Annotated in this window: 18 protein-coding genes; 15 read left to right on the forward strand and 3 right to left on the reverse strand. The window is 63.7% G+C overall.

The features are described 5' to 3' along the window. Positions 1 to 31 precede the first annotated feature (31 nt). Positions 32 to 1,642, reverse strand: coding sequence for a collagen-like triple helix repeat-containing protein (locus BTE28158_RS27550; protein ID WP_151048705.1), 1,611 nt, complete (start codon positions 1,640 to 1,642; stop codon positions 32 to 34). Positions 1,643 to 2,312: 670 nt separating this feature from the next. On the opposite strand from BTE28158_RS27550, the gene BTE28158_RS27555 reads away from it, so the two are divergent. The 14 genes from BTE28158_RS27555 (at position 2,313) to BTE28158_RS27620 (ending at position 15,904) form a co-directional block, all read left to right on the forward strand. Continuing rightward, on the forward strand, positions 2,313 to 2,477 hold the full coding sequence (locus tag BTE28158_RS27555; protein WP_059608547.1) for a Flp family type IVb pilin: 165 nt from the start codon (positions 2,313 to 2,315) through the stop codon (positions 2,475 to 2,477). 80 nt (positions 2,478 to 2,557) lie between these two features. Beyond that, on the forward strand, positions 2,558 to 3,058 hold the full coding sequence (locus BTE28158_RS27560; RefSeq protein ID WP_151048704.1) for an A24 family peptidase: 501 nt from the start codon (positions 2,558 to 2,560) through the stop codon (positions 3,056 to 3,058). After that, the gene (locus tag BTE28158_RS27565; RefSeq protein WP_151048703.1) at positions 3,055 to 3,525 is read left to right on the forward strand and encodes a TadE/TadG family type IV pilus assembly protein; all 471 of its coding nucleotides are present in this window, start codon (positions 3,055 to 3,057) and stop codon (positions 3,523 to 3,525) included. Before BTE28158_RS27560 ends, BTE28158_RS27565 begins: the two co-directional genes overlap by 4 nt. An 88-nt stretch (positions 3,526 to 3,613) precedes the next feature. Further along, positions 3,614 to 4,519: a Flp pilus assembly protein CpaB gene (gene cpaB / locus BTE28158_RS27570; protein WP_151048702.1), complete on the forward strand. Its 906-nt coding sequence runs from the start codon at positions 3,614 to 3,616 to the stop codon at positions 4,517 to 4,519. A gap of 64 nt (positions 4,520 to 4,583) precedes the next feature. Further along, positions 4,584 to 5,918, forward strand: coding sequence for a type II and III secretion system protein family protein (locus BTE28158_RS27575; RefSeq protein WP_151048701.1), 1,335 nt, complete (start codon positions 4,584 to 4,586; stop codon positions 5,916 to 5,918). Positions 5,919 to 5,963: 45 nt separating this feature from the next. Further along, complete coding sequence (locus BTE28158_RS27580) at positions 5,964 to 7,244, forward strand: fimbrial protein (protein ID WP_151048712.1); 1,281 nt, start codon at positions 5,964 to 5,966, stop codon at positions 7,242 to 7,244. A 3-nt stretch (positions 7,245 to 7,247) separates the two neighbouring features. Then, on the forward strand, positions 7,248 to 8,615 hold the full coding sequence (locus BTE28158_RS27585) for a TadA family conjugal transfer-associated ATPase (protein ID WP_059608542.1): 1,368 nt from the start codon (positions 7,248 to 7,250) through the stop codon (positions 8,613 to 8,615). Next, on the forward strand, positions 8,608 to 9,576 hold the full coding sequence (locus BTE28158_RS27590) for a type II secretion system F family protein (protein WP_151048700.1): 969 nt from the start codon (positions 8,608 to 8,610) through the stop codon (positions 9,574 to 9,576). Before BTE28158_RS27585 ends, BTE28158_RS27590 begins: the two co-directional genes overlap by 8 nt. Before the next feature lie 4 nt (positions 9,577 to 9,580). After that, positions 9,581 to 10,594, forward strand: coding sequence for a type II secretion system F family protein (locus BTE28158_RS27595; RefSeq protein WP_059608540.1), 1,014 nt, complete (start codon positions 9,581 to 9,583; stop codon positions 10,592 to 10,594). A gap of 24 nt (positions 10,595 to 10,618) precedes the next feature. Continuing rightward, positions 10,619 to 11,500 (forward strand): tetratricopeptide repeat protein, encoded by an 882-nt coding sequence (locus tag BTE28158_RS27600; RefSeq protein ID WP_059608539.1) that lies wholly within the window; start codon positions 10,619 to 10,621, stop codon positions 11,498 to 11,500. 22 nt (positions 11,501 to 11,522) lie between these two features. Further along, a complete protein-coding gene (locus BTE28158_RS27605; RefSeq protein ID WP_151048699.1) occupies positions 11,523 to 11,855 on the forward strand; it encodes a DUF3613 domain-containing protein in 333 nt (110 codons plus the stop codon). Between the two features lie 11 nt (positions 11,856 to 11,866). After that, positions 11,867 to 13,732 (forward strand): TadG family pilus assembly protein, encoded by a 1,866-nt coding sequence (locus BTE28158_RS27610; RefSeq protein WP_151048698.1) that lies wholly within the window; start codon positions 11,867 to 11,869, stop codon positions 13,730 to 13,732. Positions 13,733 to 13,749: 17 nt separating this feature from the next. Further along, positions 13,750 to 15,141 carry a sigma 54-interacting transcriptional regulator gene (locus BTE28158_RS27615; RefSeq protein WP_124625709.1) on the forward strand — a complete coding sequence of 464 codons (1,392 nt, stop codon included), beginning with the start codon at positions 13,750 to 13,752 and terminating at the stop codon, positions 15,139 to 15,141. A gap of 55 nt (positions 15,142 to 15,196) precedes the next feature. Continuing rightward, complete coding sequence (locus BTE28158_RS27620; protein WP_059608536.1) at positions 15,197 to 15,904, forward strand: DUF2968 domain-containing protein; 708 nt, start codon at positions 15,197 to 15,199, stop codon at positions 15,902 to 15,904. Between the two features lie 83 nt (positions 15,905 to 15,987). Here BTE28158_RS27620 and hfq read toward each other — a convergent pair whose 3' ends face one another. Beyond that, positions 15,988 to 16,581: an RNA chaperone Hfq gene (gene hfq, locus BTE28158_RS27625; RefSeq protein WP_124625986.1), complete on the reverse strand. Its 594-nt coding sequence runs from the start codon at positions 16,579 to 16,581 to the stop codon at positions 15,988 to 15,990. A gap of 293 nt (positions 16,582 to 16,874) precedes the next feature. On the opposite strand from hfq, the gene BTE28158_RS27630 reads away from it, so the two are divergent. Further along, positions 16,875 to 17,156, forward strand: a complete 282-nt coding sequence (locus BTE28158_RS27630; protein ID WP_059608534.1) for a hypothetical protein — start codon at positions 16,875 to 16,877, stop codon at positions 17,154 to 17,156. A 27-nt stretch (positions 17,157 to 17,183) separates the two neighbouring features. Here BTE28158_RS27630 and BTE28158_RS27635 read toward each other — a convergent pair whose 3' ends face one another. After that, complete coding sequence (locus BTE28158_RS27635; RefSeq protein WP_151050884.1) at positions 17,184 to 18,098, reverse strand: DUF1571 domain-containing protein; 915 nt, start codon at positions 18,096 to 18,098, stop codon at positions 17,184 to 17,186. Positions 18,099 to 18,121: the final 23 nt, after the last annotated feature.

Here is an 18,121-nt window from a genome sequence, read left to right on the forward strand (position 1 = left end):
CTCGCTGTCTTGTCGATGAATGGATGTTCGATTACTTGCCGTGCGTGCCGCCGAGCAGGCCGCCGATCAGCGACGTGACAGGCGCGAGCAGATTCGAGCCCGAGCCCGAATTCGTGACGCCGCCCGTGGTGCCGCTCAGTGCCGGTACGCCGACCGTGCTGGTGACGGAGGACACCGCGCCCGTCACGGGGGCGAGCGGGTTGCCGCCGCCTGCGCCGCCCGTTGCGCTGCCGAGCGCGCCGGTGACCGTGGAGACCAGGCCCGTGACCGGGGCGAGCGGACCGCTGCTGCCACCGGCTACGCCGCCGAGTGCGCCCGTGACCGTGGAGAGCAGGCCGGTGACCGGAGCGAGCGGGCCGCCGCTGGTGCCGCCCGCTGCACCGCCGAGTGCGCCGGTGACGGTCGAGAGGAGGCCAGTAACCGGAGCGAGCGGGCCGCCGCTGGTGCCGCCCGCTGCACCGCCGAGTGCGCCCGTGACCGTGGAGAGAAGGCCGGTGACCGGGGCGAGCGGTCCGCCGCTGGTGCCGCCCGTTGCGCCGCCGAGCGTACCGGTGACCGTCGTGAGGAGGCCCGTGAGCGGCGCGAGCGGGTTGGTTGCGCCGCCGGTGCCGCCCGTGAGCAGGCCGCCGACGGTCTTCACGGTATTGCCGGCCGACGAGACGGTGTTGCCGAGGCCGGTCGTGACGGGGTTGCCGCCCGTCGATGCGATCAGCGCGCCGCCCTGGTTCAGGCCGTTGCCGATCGTGCCGAGCAGCATGTTGAGCGGGGCGCCGAGGCCGGTGGCCGTCCCGATCGTCTGCGTCGTCTGACCGACCATCGTCGTGATCGGCGTGATCGCCGAGCTGACCGTCTGCGTGACCTGCTGGATCGGACCGGTCGACAACACGTTGGACAGCGTGGTGCCGCCGTTCGATACGGCGTTGCCGACCTGCGTCACGAGGCCGCCGACTGCGCCGGTGACGGGAGCGAGCGGCGACAGCGGGCCGCTGCCGAGGCTCGTGACCAGGTTGCCGGTCTGCGTGACCGCGCCACCGAGCTGGCTCACCACGCCGCCGGTGCTGGCGACCGTGACGCCGACCGGGTCCTTCGTCGCGCCGAGCTGGCCGAGGCCGTTGCCGAGGCCATTTCCGAGCGCAGTCACCGCACCGCCGACGTTCTGCACGATGCCGCCTGCAGCCTGCGTCGTGGCCGGGTTGACGCCGGGCAGCGACTGGCTGCCGATCACGGAGCCGAGGCCGGATACGGTGCCGCCGAGATTCGTGACGAGATTGCCGCTGCTTGCGAGGACGGTTCCCACCGCGTTTGACGACACACCGGAGGTGCCGCTCGTGCCGCTGCTTGTTCCACTCGTGGTGCCGCTGGTGCTGCCGCTCGTCGAGCCGCTCGTGCTACCGCTGGTCGAGCCGCTGGTGCTCCCCGACGTGCTGCCGCTCGTTGAACCGGACGTGCCGCCCGAGGTACCGCCCGAGGTGCCGCCGCCCGATGTGGAGATCGAATCACCACCGCCGGAGCTGGAGCCACCGCTGAGCCCCTTGCTGATGGAACCGGAACCGCCGCACGCGGAGAGGGAAAGCATGGCTGCCACGGTGGCCGCGATCATAGTCGTCCGGAGCGTGCCATGAGGGATAACCTGAATGTCCATTTCGTCCTCGCATTGAAGCTGATGTTGTGTTGAGTGATGCGAGGATTACTCTGCAACTGTCGTGCCATTTCGACGGTCGGCGAGTCGACGATTGGTTTCAAACGAGCCAATTCCTTGTTGGAAAAAGGATTTAGGCAAAATGAAAGATTGTTGAATCTGTTTAAGAACGGTCGAATGGGAACGGTTTCGTCCGTTTCGTAACGTAACGTCACAACATTGGCGTTACGCGTGCGGCGTAACGTGAGGGGCGTGGAGGGCTGGCGGGCGGTCTGATTGTTTTACTGGTGGACTAGGTGTGCACATCTAACCTATCGTAAATCCTATGTGTAAATCGTACCGAAACGCCGTACAAATACGTCGTGCTCCCGGAAAGTTTTTTCGACCCGGTCTTAAAAGAGGTTGGAAGTTAAATAGGAACGGATATAGAATCCGGAGCAGATGTAAGCAAATGTACAGTTCGGTACACGACGTTCGAGGAGGGTCGCTATCGCGAATGTTAACTTGCATCAAATGTTGATACACACCCTCCGGGGTGACATATAAAGAAGGCGCACCCGGTTGTCGTTACACGCGTGATGTGACGAACGGCGCGGGGCAAGGGCCGGATATGCGGGGATGTAGAACGTATAAAAGGCCAAAAAACGTACATTCAGGCACGAGGAATTAAAAAATGAAAGCACTCATCAAGCGCTTCCTGAAGGAAGAAGACGGGGTTACCGCGATCGAGTATGGGCTGATTGCGGGTCTGATTGCAGCCTTGATCATTGCCAGCGTGACGACCATCGGCACGAAGATCTCGGCTCTGTTCGCCACGATTGCCAGTTCGCTGCCCTGACCCGTGTGGTTTGCTGGGGGCAAGCGAGCCGCAGTAGCGGCTCGCTTGCCGTTACATCAGCATGCGCCGTCGATTGCAATATGGCACATCTCATCAGCACCAGCTTTTTTTTTGCCTGGGCCGTTCTCGTTGCTGCCGGTGATATTCGATTTCGGCTCGTTCGGAATTCGCTTGTCATCTGCGGGGGCGTTGCCGCACTCGTCAGTTCACTGATAAACGCAAATCCGTTTGGTATTTCAACCGAGCAGGCATTGATCGGTATGCTGGTCGGTTTGGCCAGTTTCTTCCCGCTTTTTGCGATGCGTGTCATGGGGGCGGCAGACGTCAAGGTATTCGCGGTTCTCGGCGCGTGGTGCGGTTTGCCGATATTGCTTTGGCTGTGGGTTATTGCCAGCCTTGCCGCCGGGTTGCACGTCCTGGGACTGATACTGCTCACTCACACGCCACTCGGCGCGTTATGGGAGCGTGGATCGCCGGCGATGGCGCTTGGCGGGCGGCGCTCGACACCGTACGCGGCATGTCTCGTCGTTCCTGCGGCAGCTTGGCTGGGCTATCTGGTCATTACCTGGAGCGGGCGATGAAACGAGAGTATCGATCGGGCGCGCGCTCGCGGGAGCGAGGGGCAACTGCCGTCGAATTCGCGCTGGTATTTCCGCTGTTTTTTCTGATTCTGTACGCGATCGTGACGTTCGGGCTGATCTTCGCGGTTCAGCAGGGCTTGACGCTCGCCGCGACCGAGGGGGCGCGTTCGGCACTGAACTATGTGTACGAAGCCAACGGTTCGGGAACGCAGGCGCTGACGGACCGAGCGAGCGCAGCAAAGGCGACGGCTGTAGGCCTCACTTCATGGCTGACCAATGTCCAGATCCCGACGCCGGTATCAGGAACATGCAGTTACGACCCGACGATGTATTGCGTGACGGTCACGGTGACCTATCCGTATCGGGCGCATCCGCTGGTTCCGTCTCTGCCGTTGCTGGGTCTCGTCACGCCGACGCAGCTTACCGGCACGGCCACTGTCCAGATCAATCCGGCAACCATCCTATGAGCCGGACGATACATACGGCGGGTTACATGCATATAGCGGTGTCCCCGCTCGAACACAACAACATCAATCTACGGCACCGACATCCACCATGGCCAACAACTTGACGAAGATCATCGCCGGGCTGCTGATCGCAATCGCTGTTCTGCTCGGGATCTATGCGTGGACGCTTGGTCGCGCGCAGGTCCATCCGCCGGTTGTGGCAACGCCGACTGTCGCGGCGCAGTCGGTGCCGGTCGTCGTGGCGGCACGCCTGCTGCCGGCCGGTCAGCCGATTCATGCCGATGCGTTGAAGCTCGCGCAGGTTCCCATGATGCCGACGGGCGGGTTCAGCGATCCGACCGCCCTCGTCGGTCGCGTGCCGGCGAATGACATTCTTGCCGCGGCACCAGTGCTCGAAGGCGGGTTGACTTCCGGACTGGCCGACCAGGTGGCGCTCGGTGAGCGCGCTGTCGCGGTGAAGATCGACGAGTCGAATGCGGTGGGCAATCGGTTGCGGCCCGGCAACTTCGTCGACGTGTTCGTGAATCTGAGGCGTGACGGTTCCGGCGGCGCGCAGGCGGGCTCGGAGATTCCCGGTACGCAGGCGCGCCTGCTGCTGTCGAAGATCCGTGTGCTGTCGTTTGGCGATGCAACCCCCGATCGGGACGGCGGCGGCGGACCGAGCGGTGCGGTGCGGACCGCGGTACTCGCCGTGCCGACGGCGCAGGTCGATGCGCTTACGCTTGCCGAGGCAAGCGGTCGTCTGACGCTCGCGCTGCGCAATCCGCGGGACACCGAAATCGCGACACAGACAGTTGCGGTTCGTGCGGCAGTCGGGGACGCGACGCAATCTGCGCAGGCCGCGAGCGGCATATGGCTGGACGACCTGTCGGGCGGACGTGCACGCGGTACACCTCGCACGCCGGTTGCTCCGCGCGCGCCCGTCATGGCCCGTGGGAGCGGCAGCAGCATCGAAGTCATTCGTGGCGGGCGTGCCGAGACGGTCGCCTATTGACATCAACGTACGATCATCGACAGCAGCTACGGAAGAGAGAGGCCGCGCGACGGCCCCCGACACAATGACAAACAAACTGATTGCATACGCGATTGCTATTTGGGCCATGACCTTTGCCGTCCTGACGGAGGCGGCTGGCACGAACGCATCGATTGACCTTGCGGTCGGCTCGCAACGGCAGATCGCTGCCGGCCACACGCTGCAACGGATTGCAGTGGGCGATCCAGCCGTCGTAGACGTGCTGGTAATGAAGGGTAGTCACGCCGGGTCGGTGCTGCTGGTTGCGAAGGCACCGGGTTCTACGAACGTGTTGTTATGGGAACGCGGCCGCGACGAGCCGACGGTGTGGAACGTCAATGTCGTCGATGCGGCCGCTCAGGCGGTACTGGATGGTTCTGGACCGAAGGTCAAGGCATATGGCGGAGCTGCGGTCCTGTCTGGCTCCTCGGCATCGCTCGATGCGCATGAACGTGCCGTGGCAGTCGGCAAGCGGATGGGGGGCAAGGACGGCACCGTTATAGATGCGTCTACGGTCGGTAATCGGAGTGTCGTGCAGGTCGACGTGCGCGTCGTCGAATTCAGCCGCTCGGTGCTGAAGGAGGCGGGGCTGAACTTCTTCAAGCAGAGCAACGGATTCGCGTTCGGCGCATTTTCGCCGGGTGGCCTTCAGTCTGTGGCGGGGGGGGCGACGTCGGGTTTCCAAGCGACGGCCGGCATTCCGATCGCGTCGGCGTTCAACCTGGTCGTGAATTCCGCCGGCCGCGGGATCTTCGGCAATATTTCAATTCTTGAAGCGAACAACCTGGCCCGCGTTCTTGCGCAGCCGACACTGGTGGCGCTGTCGGGGCAGAGCGCGAGTTTTCTCGCTGGCGGCGAAATTCCGGTACCGGTGCCGCAGGCACTGGGCTCGACAGCGATCGACTGGAAGCAGTACGGCGTTGGTCTGACACTGACGCCGACCGTGCTGAACCAGCGCCGGATTGCACTGAAGGTTGCTCCCGAATCGAGCCAACTCGATTTTCAGCACGGCGTAACGATCAACAGCGTGTCGGTGCCGGCCATCACGACCCGGCGCGCGGACACGACGGTCGAGTTGGGCGATGGCGAGAGCTTCGTGATCGGTGGCCTGATCGACCGCGAAACGATGTCGAATATCAGCAAAGTTCCGGTCCTGGGCGATCTGCCGATTATCGGCGCATTCTTTAAATCCTTGAACTACCAGCAGAACGATAAGGAACTGGTGATCATCGTGACGCCGCATCTGGTTGCACCGATCGCGAAGGGCGCACCGCTGCCGGCGACGCCTGGCGAGTTGTCCGAGCAGCGGGACGGGCCTGTCTGGCGCTCGTATCTCGGTGGTATCGCGTCGCCGGATGCCGCACCGGGATTTTCGAAATGACCGCACGGCGCGGCGTCGTGCGATATGGATTCGGGGGTATTCAATGTGAATGCGAGAACCCTTTCAGTGGCTGAGCCCGCCGTGACTGACTATTTTGTATGCGCATCCCATCAGGGCGAGCATCTCCGCTGGCTGGGGGATACGCTCGTATCGGCCGGTACGGTGGAGGCGGTGTCGCTGGAGCCAGGCGCACTGGCCCAGCGCATCCTGGGACTCAACCCCGCGATCGTCTTCATCGATTTTTCGCAAGCGCAGGCCGAAGCGAGCGTTGCGGCGGCGGCAGTGCGTCTTGCACATCCGAGTTTGCCGGTCGTCGCGCTCGGTACGCTGGCGGAGCCGGAAAGCGCGCTCGCTGCGCTGCGGGCCGGCGTTCGCGATTTCATCGACGTTTCCGGCAGTGCGGAAGACGCACTGCGTATCACGCGCGGGCTGCTCGAGCACGCTGGCGCGGAACCGGCCAATCGCCACGGCAAGCTGGTCGCGCTGCTCGGCGCGCGCGCCGGGATGGGTGTAAGTACGCTTGCTTCGAATCTGGCCGTATGGCTGCACAAGCGCGGGGCTGCCGGCCTCGTCGCGGGCGACGCGTCTGCGTTCGGTGTTGCCACGCCGCATGCCCGGCAAACGGCGCTCGTCGACTTGGGCCTGCCGGCAGGCGATAGCGCACTGTTTCTTAACACGCGTTGCGAATTCCACTTTGTTGATGCCGTGCGCAACCTGCGCCGCATCGACCGGACATTCGTCAACACGGCCCTCGCACGACACGCCAGCGGTGTCGCGCTGACGACGCTGCCGTCGAACCTCGCAGATTTGCGCGACGTGTCGTATGCAGCCTGCGTCGGCTTGCTGAATCGACTGCGCGCATTCTTCGATCAGCAGATCGTCGATCTGGGCGGCTTTACGAACCTGGAGTTTATCGCGCAGATCGCGGGGGGTGCCGACGAGGCATGGCTCGTCTGCGATCAGGGCGTGGCGTCGATTGTCTCAGCGGTCGATCTGCTCGAGGGGCTGCGCGATGCAGGGATCAATCTCGGCAAGATGCGTCTCGTCGTCAATCAGTACGATGCGGCACTGAGCCTGACGCCGGCTCAGATCGCAGACCGGCTCGGGATCGCATTATTGACGACGCTGCCCGCGCGGCGTGTGTCGATAGGGCAGGCGGCCAACCAGGGACGACTCATTGTCGACGTGGCCGAGCGCGATCCGTATGTGCGTGCGCTCGAGCCGCTCGCGGAGCGACTGGCTGGCACGGGTGCGGCGGGAAAGAGCGCCGCGTCGGGTCTGTCCGTGCTCAAGCGTTTCATTCAACCTTTGTCCAAGCGTTCGTAAGCGATGGCACACGACATTCAATTTGCCGACGGCGCCGCGCCGTTCTCCCAGTCGCAGCAGTTCCATGACATCAAGAACGCCGCGCACGAACACTTGCTGACTCGCATCGAGGAACTGGGGGCCGAATTCGGCCGTTGGTCGCGCCAGGCGATCAACCAGTTCGTCGATCTGGAAATCGACAGCTTCGTGCGTTTGCGACGCATCCCGCTCAACGAGAACGAAGTCAGGACGATTGCCGAGGCGCTGACCAAGGAGCTTGCCGGGTTCGGGCCGATCGAAGATCTGCTTGCCGATCCGCATGTCGAGGACATCCTGATCAATGGCTACAACGATATCTACGTATCGCGCCACGGGATCCTGGTCAAGTTGCCGATTCGGTTCACCGATAACGCGCATCTGCTGCGTATTGTGCGACGCATCCTGGCGCCGATCGGCCGACGCCTGGACGAATCGAATCCGATGGTCGATGCGCGGCTGCCGGATGGCGGGCGTGTCAACGTGGTGATCGAACCGCTGTCGATCGACGGACCGGTTGTGTCGATCCGGAAATTCCGCAAGGATCCGCTCAAGCCGGCCGATCTGCTCGGCAACGGCACGTTCAATGCGGAGATCGGCGCGCTGCTCGAGGCGGCGGTGGAGGCGCGCTGCAATATCCTCGTGTCGGGCGGCACAAGCTCCGGCAAGACCTCTCTGCTCAATGCGCTCGCGTTCCATATTCCTGAGCCGGAGCGCGTCGTGACGATCGAGGATACGGCCGAACTGTCGCTGAATCATCCGCATGTCGTGCGCCTCGAAAGCCGGCCTGGCGGCTTCGACGGGACTGGCGTCGTGTCGATTCGCGATTTGTTGCGTAATACGTTGCGGATGCGCCCGGACCGGATCATCGTCGGCGAAGTGCGCGGCGGCGAGGTGCTCGAGATGCTGCAGGCGATGAACACGGGTCACGACGGCTCGATGGGGACCGTGCATGCGAGTTCACCGCGCGAGTGTCTCTATCGTCTCGAGATGCTAGCCGGCTTCGCCGGGTTCCAGGGAACCGAGTCGAGCCTGCGTCGGCAGATCGCGAACGCGGTCGACTTTATTGTGCAGATAGGCCGTCTGTCGAGCGGCCGGCGCCGGATTCTGTCGATTACCGAGGTAACCGGTCTGTCGGACAACATCATCGCGACGCAGGAACTGTATCGCTATGAGGCGCGCGTGACGCCCGAAGGCGAAGAAGTGGACAACTGGGAATCGCTCGGCATTCATCCGCACTCGCCGAAACTCGCACGCTTCCGTCAGGCGCTGCAGAGCGGCTTCCGCGGTAGTGGTGGCGGTGGCTTCGGAGGAGGCGGCGGGTTCGGGCGCGGAGGCGGGGGGTTCAATGTATAGCGTGCTGGCAATGGCGCTTCTGCTCGTGGCCGCCGCGCTGATGCTGTGGCGGCACGGTGAGATGAAGCGCGATCGCGCTGACGTGCAGCGCTTCATCGACAGCCGGATCGAGCCTGGCGCGCGATCGGGCGGTGCGCATCAGCGGGAAATCCTGTCGGCGTCAGCCGCCGCGGCACGCGTGGTTCCCGGCGTACCAGCTTCGCAGTGGGGGCGCTGGCGCTCAATCGTCACCGAGTATCTCGGTAACGTGGCAAGCCGTGCGGGAATCGAGGACGCAAATGGCAAGGCGCTGCTGGCGCTACTCGCACTGGCCGGGGCCGCGTTCGCTGCAGGCGAGCGGGGCGGCTGGCTCGGTGGTATCGCCGCGCTCGTCTGCGGCGCCGCGCTGCTCGTGTTCTGGCTGGTGTCGCGCATACATCGGCGGCGCCTGATGATCGTTCGTCAACTGCCGTCGTTTCTGGACGGGATCGTACGGCTGGTGACGCTGGGCAATAGCGTGCCGGCTGCGTTCCAGGCCGCGCTGCAGACGACCGAGGCGCCGTTGCGCGGATGCCTGGACCATGTGTCCAGGATGCTGCGTACGGGTGTCGAGATTGACCGCGCGATGATGCACATCGCGAGCGTGTACCACACCAAGGAGTTCGAACTTGTCGGGTCGGTGCTGCGGCTGTCGGTACGGTACGGCGGTCGCGCGGACATCATGCTCGACCGGATGTCGACGTTCATGCGCGACCTCGAACAGGCCGAGCGGGAACTGGAGGCGATGTCTTCGGAAACGCGTTTGTCGGCATGGGTGCTCGTGATGCTGCCGATTGCGATCGGCAGTTTTGTCATCGCGACCAATCCGCTCTATCTCCAGTCGATGTGGAACGACTATACCGGTCGTCAGTTGCTGTTTCTCGCTTTCACGCTGCAGGTGGCGGGCGGGATTTGGCTTTACCACATGGCCAAACTGAGGTGACGGCATGACAGCCAATCAGGTTGGTTCGCTCGCATTGGTGCTCGGCGCAGTGGGTATCCTGTTGCTGGCGCTGCTCGCGATCCGCAGTGCGAATGCACAATCGCGCAGCGGTCGGACACTGACCGATGCGCTCGAGCGGCGGCTTGCCACGCTGGCGGCCGCAAGGGGGCAGGCAGCTCAGGATGCGGATGAATCGTTGCGGAAAGACCAGGACGCCCGGCAGACAACCGATCAACCGTCGCGATTCGTACAAATACAGGCACGTCTGTCGGTGCTCGGGATGCGCTGGCTTGATACCGGTATCGGCCGGCTTGTCGTTGCCGAAGAGGATCGGCTGTTGCTCGAGCAATGCGGTTTCGTCGATGCGCGCACGCGCGGCTTGTTGCTGAGTGCGCGGATCGCGTGCTCGATCATTGTTCCACTCGCATACATTGGCATGGTCGGGCCGCATGTGAGCGGCACGCAGTGGTGGCTCGGCATGGGTATTTCGTTCATCGTCGGATTCATGGTGCCGAAGCTCTACTTGAGGCGCCGTGCCGCGAAGCGCCGACAATCGGTCATCGACGAGTTGCCGCTGCTGGTCGACATGCTGCGCCTGCTTCAAGGGGTCGGCTTGTCGCTCGATCAGAGCATCCAGGTCGTCACGAACGACTTCAAGGGCATGATGCCTGTGCTCTCGTCGGAAATGGAGATCGCCCAACGACAGTTCGCGGCGGGGCGAACACGCGAGCAATCGTTGCAACGGTTGTCGTCGGGCTTTGAAAACGAGGACCTGCGCGCCATCGTGCGATTGCTGATCCAGGTCGACAAGCACGGCGGCGCGGTGCAGGAGCCGCTCAAGCAATTTGGCGAGCGCTTGCGTGAGGCTCGTCGCGCAATGCTGCGCGAGCGCATCGGTCGGTTGACGGTGAAGATGACGGGCGTGATGATCGTAACGCTTCTGCCCGCACTGCTGATTGTGACCGCCGGCCCGGGGATGATCTCGGTGTTGCGCGCGCTGAGCCAGGCACAGCACTGACGAAGGGAAGGGGAAGGACGGAAGATGAAGCGCATCGATGAAGTCGCGAAATTGGCCGGCATGGTGGCGATGGCAAGCCTGCTCTGCGCGTGTTCGGCGTTCAAGGAAAGCGGCTACGGCGTCGGTCCGCAGGCCGAGCGTGCGGCATTGATGGACGCCGCCACCCAGAAGCAGGCAGCGCCCGATACACCTGGTATGTATCTGGGCCTGATTGAGCGGATGCAGTCGCAAGGACTGTATTACGCGTCGCTCGCGCATATCGATGCGTACGAGAAGCAGTACGGTGCGTCACCACAAACCATCCTTCTGCGAGCCGACGCGTTGCGCATGACCGATCAGCCGGCCGCGAGCACGGCTGTCTACACGCAACTGCTCAACACGCCGCTGGCGGCGCGCGGGTATCGGGGGCTTGGGCTGATCGCCGGTGCGGCGGGCGATTTCCCGCGCGCTGCGCAGGCATTGTCGCAGGCGACGGTGCTGGCGCCGACTGATGCTGCGACGCTATCGGATCTCGCCTACGCAAAATTGCGCGGCGGTGATATCGACGGGGCACGTATCCCGCTGATGAAGGCGGCCGAACTCGATCAGAACAATCCGAAGATCATCAGCAATCTGGTGCTGTACTTGCTCGCGTCCGGCCGTACGCACGATGCACAACGGCTCATGGCACAGCAGAAGCTGTCGGCCGACATTCGTAACGACATTCGCGGCGACGCGATGAAAATCACTGCGGCAGCGCGTGCGTGGCGCCACGCGACACCGTCACCGACCTCGGTCGCGACGCCGGTCGGCTCGGGCAGCGTGGTCAACGTGTCGAGCGCCGATGTTTCACGGCGGCCGTCGCCAGTCGAAAACATTCAGGGATTCGATCCCACCGCGCCGCTGTTGCAGCGATTCGCACAATGACAAAGTATTCGGGGGAAGTGACATGACGAACGACAAACGTTTCAAGTGCCGCCTTGTGTGGCTGCATCGCAGCGTCGCACTGGTTGTGCTGATGGGGGGCGCGACGGCAGCACTATGCGAGGAATCGATGCCGTCAGCGGCGGAAGTCGGCCATTCGACCGATGCGCTGCTCGCGCTGCAACGGGACAATCGCGAGGCCGGGCCGGCATTGCCAATGCTGGGCGATACCGCATCGCTCAGCTATCAGCGCTATCTCGATTCGTTCAAGCATAAGATTCCGGAGTCGATGGGGTCGCCGGTCAATACGAATGGCAGCGGCGGGTCCGGCGGACAGCATTCCATGCAATCGTATTGAGCGAGGCGGCAATGATCGCGGCTCGCCATTCATCAAACTGTGTGACCGGACGGAGGCATGCCTTGCCGCGGCGCCAGCGCGGCGCGGTCGTCGTCATGGCGTCCGTATGGATACTGCTGGCGATGGTGATTCTCGGTTCGGTCGATATCGGCAACGTGTTCCTGGCCCGTCGCGACATGCAGCGCGTCGCCGATCTCGCGGCACTCGCCGCAGTTCAGCGACTGGACGACACGTGTGCGAACGTGACGAGCGTGGCCACGAACAACGCGTCGACGAACGGTTTTTCCGTCGGCGGGACCACGACGCTGTCGGCCGATTGTGGTTATTGGGCACCTACAGCCACGGGGACGTCGAGCAGTTTCTACTCGTCAAAGACGTCGATTCCCAAGCTCACACAGCTGAATGCGGTTCGGGTCACGATTTCCAAGTCGATGCCGTATTTCTTCTTCGGACCGACGCGCACTGTGACCGCCACGTCGACCGCGAAGGCGACCAACATCGACACGTTCTCGATCGGCGCGACGCTGGCCGCCGTTGGTGGAGTCGGTTGCTCGGGGGTGCCGACCGGCAATCCCGGTCTGGTGAATGCTTTGCTGGGCGCGCTTCTGCAAGGCCAGGGCGGTACGCCGTTAACGCTCGATCTCGCGTCTTATCAGGGGCTTGCGTGCGCGAACGTCAAGCTGGGCGACATCGCCGTCGCACTGCAGTCGCTATCGGTCGGCAACGGGACGATGGGCGGGCTGGTTAATGCGCAGGCATCTGTCGGCACACTGCTCAAGGCGATGGTGGCGGCCGTCGGGAAGACCACCACACTCGGTACCACCCTGCAGTCGAGCGCAACCGGCGCGCTGAACAGTATTCTCAACTTGAGCCTGCTCAGCAATGCCAACATCAACGTCGCGAGCCTGACTGGGCAGAGTGCTACGTCGCTGCTCACGCTCGGACTCGCGAATGCACAGGCGGCTGCCGACGCGACGGTGAACGTGCTCGATCTCGTGATGGCGATGGCGCAGATCTCAAAGAGCGGCAAGCCGGGCGTCGTGATCGGCGCCAATGTGCCGCTGACACTGTCGAACGGGAATTCCGTATCGATCGTGCAGTTGCAGGCGCAGGTCATCAGCCCGCCGACCATCGCGGTGGGAGAGGGAGGGAAAGACGCGACCGGCGCATGGCGCACGGTCGCGACGAACGCACAGATCGGCCTCTATCTCCTCGTCAACCTCGGTGTGAACCCGCTGCCGGTCGTGTTGTCCGCGAACGTGTACTTGCCGATTTACGTGCAGCTCGGTGCCGGCAGCGCGACGTTGCTGTCGACCAATTGCCTGACCTTGCCGAATTCGGCCACGATCAGCGCACAACCGAGCATCGCGAATCTCTGTATCGGCCAGCCGCCGCTCAGCGGCAATCTGCTCAATCTGCCGGCGACCTACAGTTGCTCGACACCCGCCAAGGTGCTCGACGTGCTGGTGCTGGCTGGCGCCGTCGAGGTTTCTGCGACCGTTTCCAACGTGTCGGTGAACCTGGCCGGCAACACGGCGACCAACACGTTCTACGGACGGGGCGGAAGCGATCCATCCTACTACTGGACCACCAACACGAACGCGCTGGGTTCCGCCGTGAGCAACGCGCTGGCCGGTCTGAATGCGGCCACGATCACGCCGAAAGTGGACGTACTGTTCGGCCTGATTAGCGTCACGGTCACACCGGATTTCATTCCGAAACTGCTAGGGATCCTGACTGGCGTTTTGAGTCCGCTGTTGAGCGCGCTGGACGGTATCATCGGTCCGCTGCTGGATCTGCTGGGCGTCCAGCTCGGTGCCGCCACGGTGCATCAGATGTCGCTCACCTGCGGCGCTGCACAAACTGTCAGTAATTAGAGAAGCAAGACCACCCGATGAGAACCACTTCCGCAATCGCAGAACTCGACCTGTACGTCTGGGAAGGCAAGGCGGACATCGTCGACCGCGTTGCCCGTTGCATGGCGAGCTTCGACGTCGAAGTGATCCGCGCCGACAATGCGGAAATTTCGCCGGAGCGCGCCGCATTGCGGCCGTCGCTCGCGATCATCAGCGTGACGATGATCGAAACCGGCGCGGCATTCCTGCGCGACTGGCAGGCCAACATCGGCATGCCGGTCGTCTGGGTCGGCGCGGCGCGCGACCACGACGCGTCGCAGTATCCGCCCGACTATTCGCACATCCTGCCGCTCGACTTCACCTGCGCCGAACTGCGCGGGATGATCGGCAAGCTCGTCACGCAGCTGCGCGCGCATGCGGCCGATACGCTGCAACCTTCCGAACTCGTCGCGCACTCGGAGTCGATGCAGGCGCTGCTGCGCGAGGTCGATACGTTCGCCGACTGCGACACCAACGTGCTGCTGCACGGCGAAACCGGCGTCGGTAAGGAACGTATCGCGCAATTGCTTCACGAAAAGCATTCGCGCTACCGGAACGGCGAATTCGTTCCGGTCAACTGCGGCGCGATTCCGGATGGCCTGTTCGAATCGCTGTTCTTCGGGCACGCGAAAGGTTCGTTCACCGGCGCGGTTGTTGCGCATAAAGGCTATTTCGAACAGGCGGCGGGCGGCACGTTGTTCCTCGACGAAGTCGGCGACCTGCCGTTGTACCAGCAGGTCAAGCTGCTGCGCGTGCTCGAGGACGGCACCGTGCTGCGGGTCGGCGCGACGACGCCGATCAAGGTCGATTTCCGTCTCGTCGCGGCCAGCAACAAGAAGCTGCCGCAACTCGTGAAGGAAGGCATGTTCCGCGCGGATCTCTACTATCGGCTCGCGGTGATCGAGCTGAGCATTCCGTCGCTGGAAGAACGGGGCGCGGTCGACAAGATCGCGCTGTTCAAGTCATTCGTCGCGGAGGTGGTGGGCGACGAGCGGCTCGCGCAATTGTCTGACCTGCCTTACTGGCTCGCGGACGCGGTAGCGGACAGCTATTTCCCCGGCAACGTGCGCGAACTGCGCAACCTTGCGGAGCGGGTCGGGGTGACGGTGCGGCAAACGGGCGGCTGGGATGCCGCTCGACTGCAGCGGCTGATCGCCCATGCGCGCAATTCGGCGCAGCCGGTGCCGGTGGAGAGTGCGGCAGAGGTCTTCGTCGACCGCAGCAAGTGGGACATGAACGAGCGCAGCCGCGTGATCGCTGCCCTCGACGCAAACGGTTGGCGGCGCCAGGATACGGCTCAGCAGCTCGGCATCAGCCGGAAGGTCCTGTGGGAAAAGATGCGCAAATATCAGATATTCGACGAAGAGCCCGAGACCCGCGAAAGCGAGTAATTAATGAGATAAAATCGCGTTGAATTACAACGACACGGGCGGGGAATTGAAATTCATGAGCCATATGACGGGGTTGGGGCGGGCGTGTGTGTTGCTCGCCATGATGGGAGGCATGCAGGGCGCGTTCGCGCAGGGGTTGGCCGGCAACGCATCGCCGGCGGTACAGCAGGCGTCGGCACCGGTGGCGGCGATTCCGGTGATCGACCAGCAGGTTCAGACGTCGGTGCAGCCGCAGGCGGGCGAGACGACCGGGCAGAGCACGGTCGACGAACTTCAGCGCCAGATCCAGGCGCATTCGCTGACGGAAATGCGCACCAGCTATAACGGCAGCTACGGCGCGAGCCTGCTGTTCAGCGTGAAGGACGGTTCCTATTTCGTCGCGCTGTTCCAGCAGAAGGCGTTCTGGCGTGTGATCAAGACTTACGACGAGACGCGGGCGGAAACGATCTATCGCGATTTCTCGCGTCAGGCGGAACGGCTGGCCGTCAACGAACTGCGTGCGGCGAAGCTGGAATCGCAGAAGGCGCAGATGGACCGGCAGATCGAAGTCACGCAGGAGCGGGCGCGGCGTCTGCAGGCAGACATCTCGATCGCACGCGAGCAGCAGGCAACGGTCGCGGATCGCCAGAAGAGCGTCCGCGCCGAAACGGCGGCGTTGCAGGCGCAACAGGCGCAGCTTCAGTCGCAATTGCGCGCATTGCAGCAGCAGGTGCGTTCGCTGCAGCGCGAGGCCGACGCAGGCTTGCCGACGACGGCACACTGAGCGATCACGGCACGGCCGGTGCGGCGACATGCCGCGCCGACCCACCAGAAAAAAGGGCAAGCCATTTGGCTTGCCCTTTCGTTTTACTGGCCGTCCGGCACGATTCGCCGGCGGCGCGTAACGATCACCGGCCCATTGCCGCCGCGTGTGTCGGACGGCGACGTGTTGCCCGATGCGTCGCCGGCGTCGCGCGGTGTGCTGTAGCTTTCGCGCGGGGCGCCATAGCCTTCGCGGGGCTCGCGCGGCGCGCCATAACCGTCACGCGGTTCGCGCGGGGCGTAGCCTTCGCGCGGTTCACGGGAACCATAACCTTCACGCGGTTCGCGCGAGCCGTAGCCGCCGCCGTCGCCGCGCGATTCGCGGGCGCCGCCGTGCGAGCCGTACGGGCTGTGGCCGCCGCCTTCGCGGCCGCCCGGCCGACCACCGGTACGCGGGCCGCGGGGGCCGCCGCCGCCCGGGCGCGAGCCGCCGGTGTCGAGCTGGATCGTGGAAATCGCACGCTTGTAGATGCCTTGCAGACCCACGGGGGTGCGCAGCATCACCAGGTACTGGTCGAACGACTCGATACACCCCGTCAGACGAATGCCGTTGACGAGATAGATTTCAACACGCTTACGTTCCTTGCGCGCCGAATTGATGAAGTCGTTTTGCGGATGGGATTCTGCGGGATTGGCCATTGAGGTGCGGCAGGAGCCTGCGTCAGAGAATATGTTGTGCGTGTGTGGCGTGGTCGCCCACCAAGTGTTTGGCGGGATTTTACCCTGTTCGTTCCACCAGTGCGCAGTCGCGATTGTGTCGAACCGTAACCCACTATAGACGTTCCCGTGCATTTGCGCGATTCGGTCGAATGGCTAGTGCCGTTTCGTTACGTCGCGTTACGACTCTCGCAACGGCGTAGCACCTGGCGGTGCGCGGCGCGATTACATTCGACGCGCATGCCGGGCTGGCCGGCGGATCCGGGAAGGGGAACATGAACAAGCAGGGATTGGCGGTGTGGATCGGGAGTGTGGCGTTGCTCGCTTCCGGCAGTGCAATGGCGGGACACGTCGACCTGTCGGTGGGCATCGGCGTGCCGGTCGCACCGGTCTATGCCGAACCGGCGCCGGTCTATGTGGCGCCGCAGCCGGCGGTGGTCGCCTATCCGGGTTACGGATACGGCTACTACGGCGACGAGGACGACGACGGTTACCGGAGATGGCGCAGGCACGATCACAGGCATTGGCACAAGCATCACGACGATGACGACGATTGAGCGCGACCCGCGCGGCGCCGGTGACGATCAGAATGCGTAATCCGGATTCTTCGGGTCGAACGCGGATTCGTCGAGCGTCGCCGGCGCGATCTTCTCGATGATGATCCGTTCGAAGATCTTGCCGTCGTTGTCATAGGATTCGACAGTCCTGAAGTACGGCGCTTGCAGGTCGAGCCCGAGGGTTTCCTTCTTCGCATAGAACTGCGGGCGGCCGGTCGGCGTCTCATAGGTGAGCGCGACGACGCGCACCCCGCCGATCGTCTTCGCTTCCACCTGCGTCGGCCGCTGCACGCCGGCTTCCTGGTATTTCTTCCCTTCGGTCAGGTACAGGTTCGTGATGAACTCGGTGCCGAGATCCTTCACCTGGTGATTCGACTGCGCGCGTGCGAGTGCGCCGTCGAGCGCCGTCCACAGCGGAATCTTGCCCAGCAGGCCGCCGAGATGGCCGTACATCTCGTCCTTGCGCCGGGTCGTGTCGTAGATCGTCTCCTGTCCCGCATGCGCGCCGTCCGGCAGCCATTTCGCATACACCCGCAACGGTTCGCGGGTCGTCTTCACGAGCATGCGGTCGGGTGTGTCGGACCATTTCCCGCTGATGCGCTCCTGGCGCACCATCGTGAACTGGTACGACGGATAGCCGTTGGGACCATTGCGGATATAGAGCGGAACGGTGAGCGGATCGAGTGTCTTGAACAGCGCCGTGAGCGTCGCGTCGTCAAGTTGTGCGAGCGTGCCGCGCTGGGCGGCCGTGCGCAGCCAGCGCGCCGGCTGCGCGACCGGCTCGCGCGTGACCTTCGCCAGGTCCGCCGGCAGTGCGTCCTCCTGGACCGCGCTCGCGGCAGCGGCGGTTTCCTGCGCATGCAGGCCGGCTTGCGCGAGCGACAGCATGCACACAATGGCCGCGGCGGCGTGCCGCGTGCGGCGCTTCGTTCCTTCGTTCATCGACAGCGTCTCCCGGGGCGACG

This window comes from Burkholderia diffusa (assembly GCF_902499115.1).
GTDB classification, from domain to species: Bacteria; Pseudomonadota; Gammaproteobacteria; order Burkholderiales; family Burkholderiaceae; genus Burkholderia; species Burkholderia diffusa.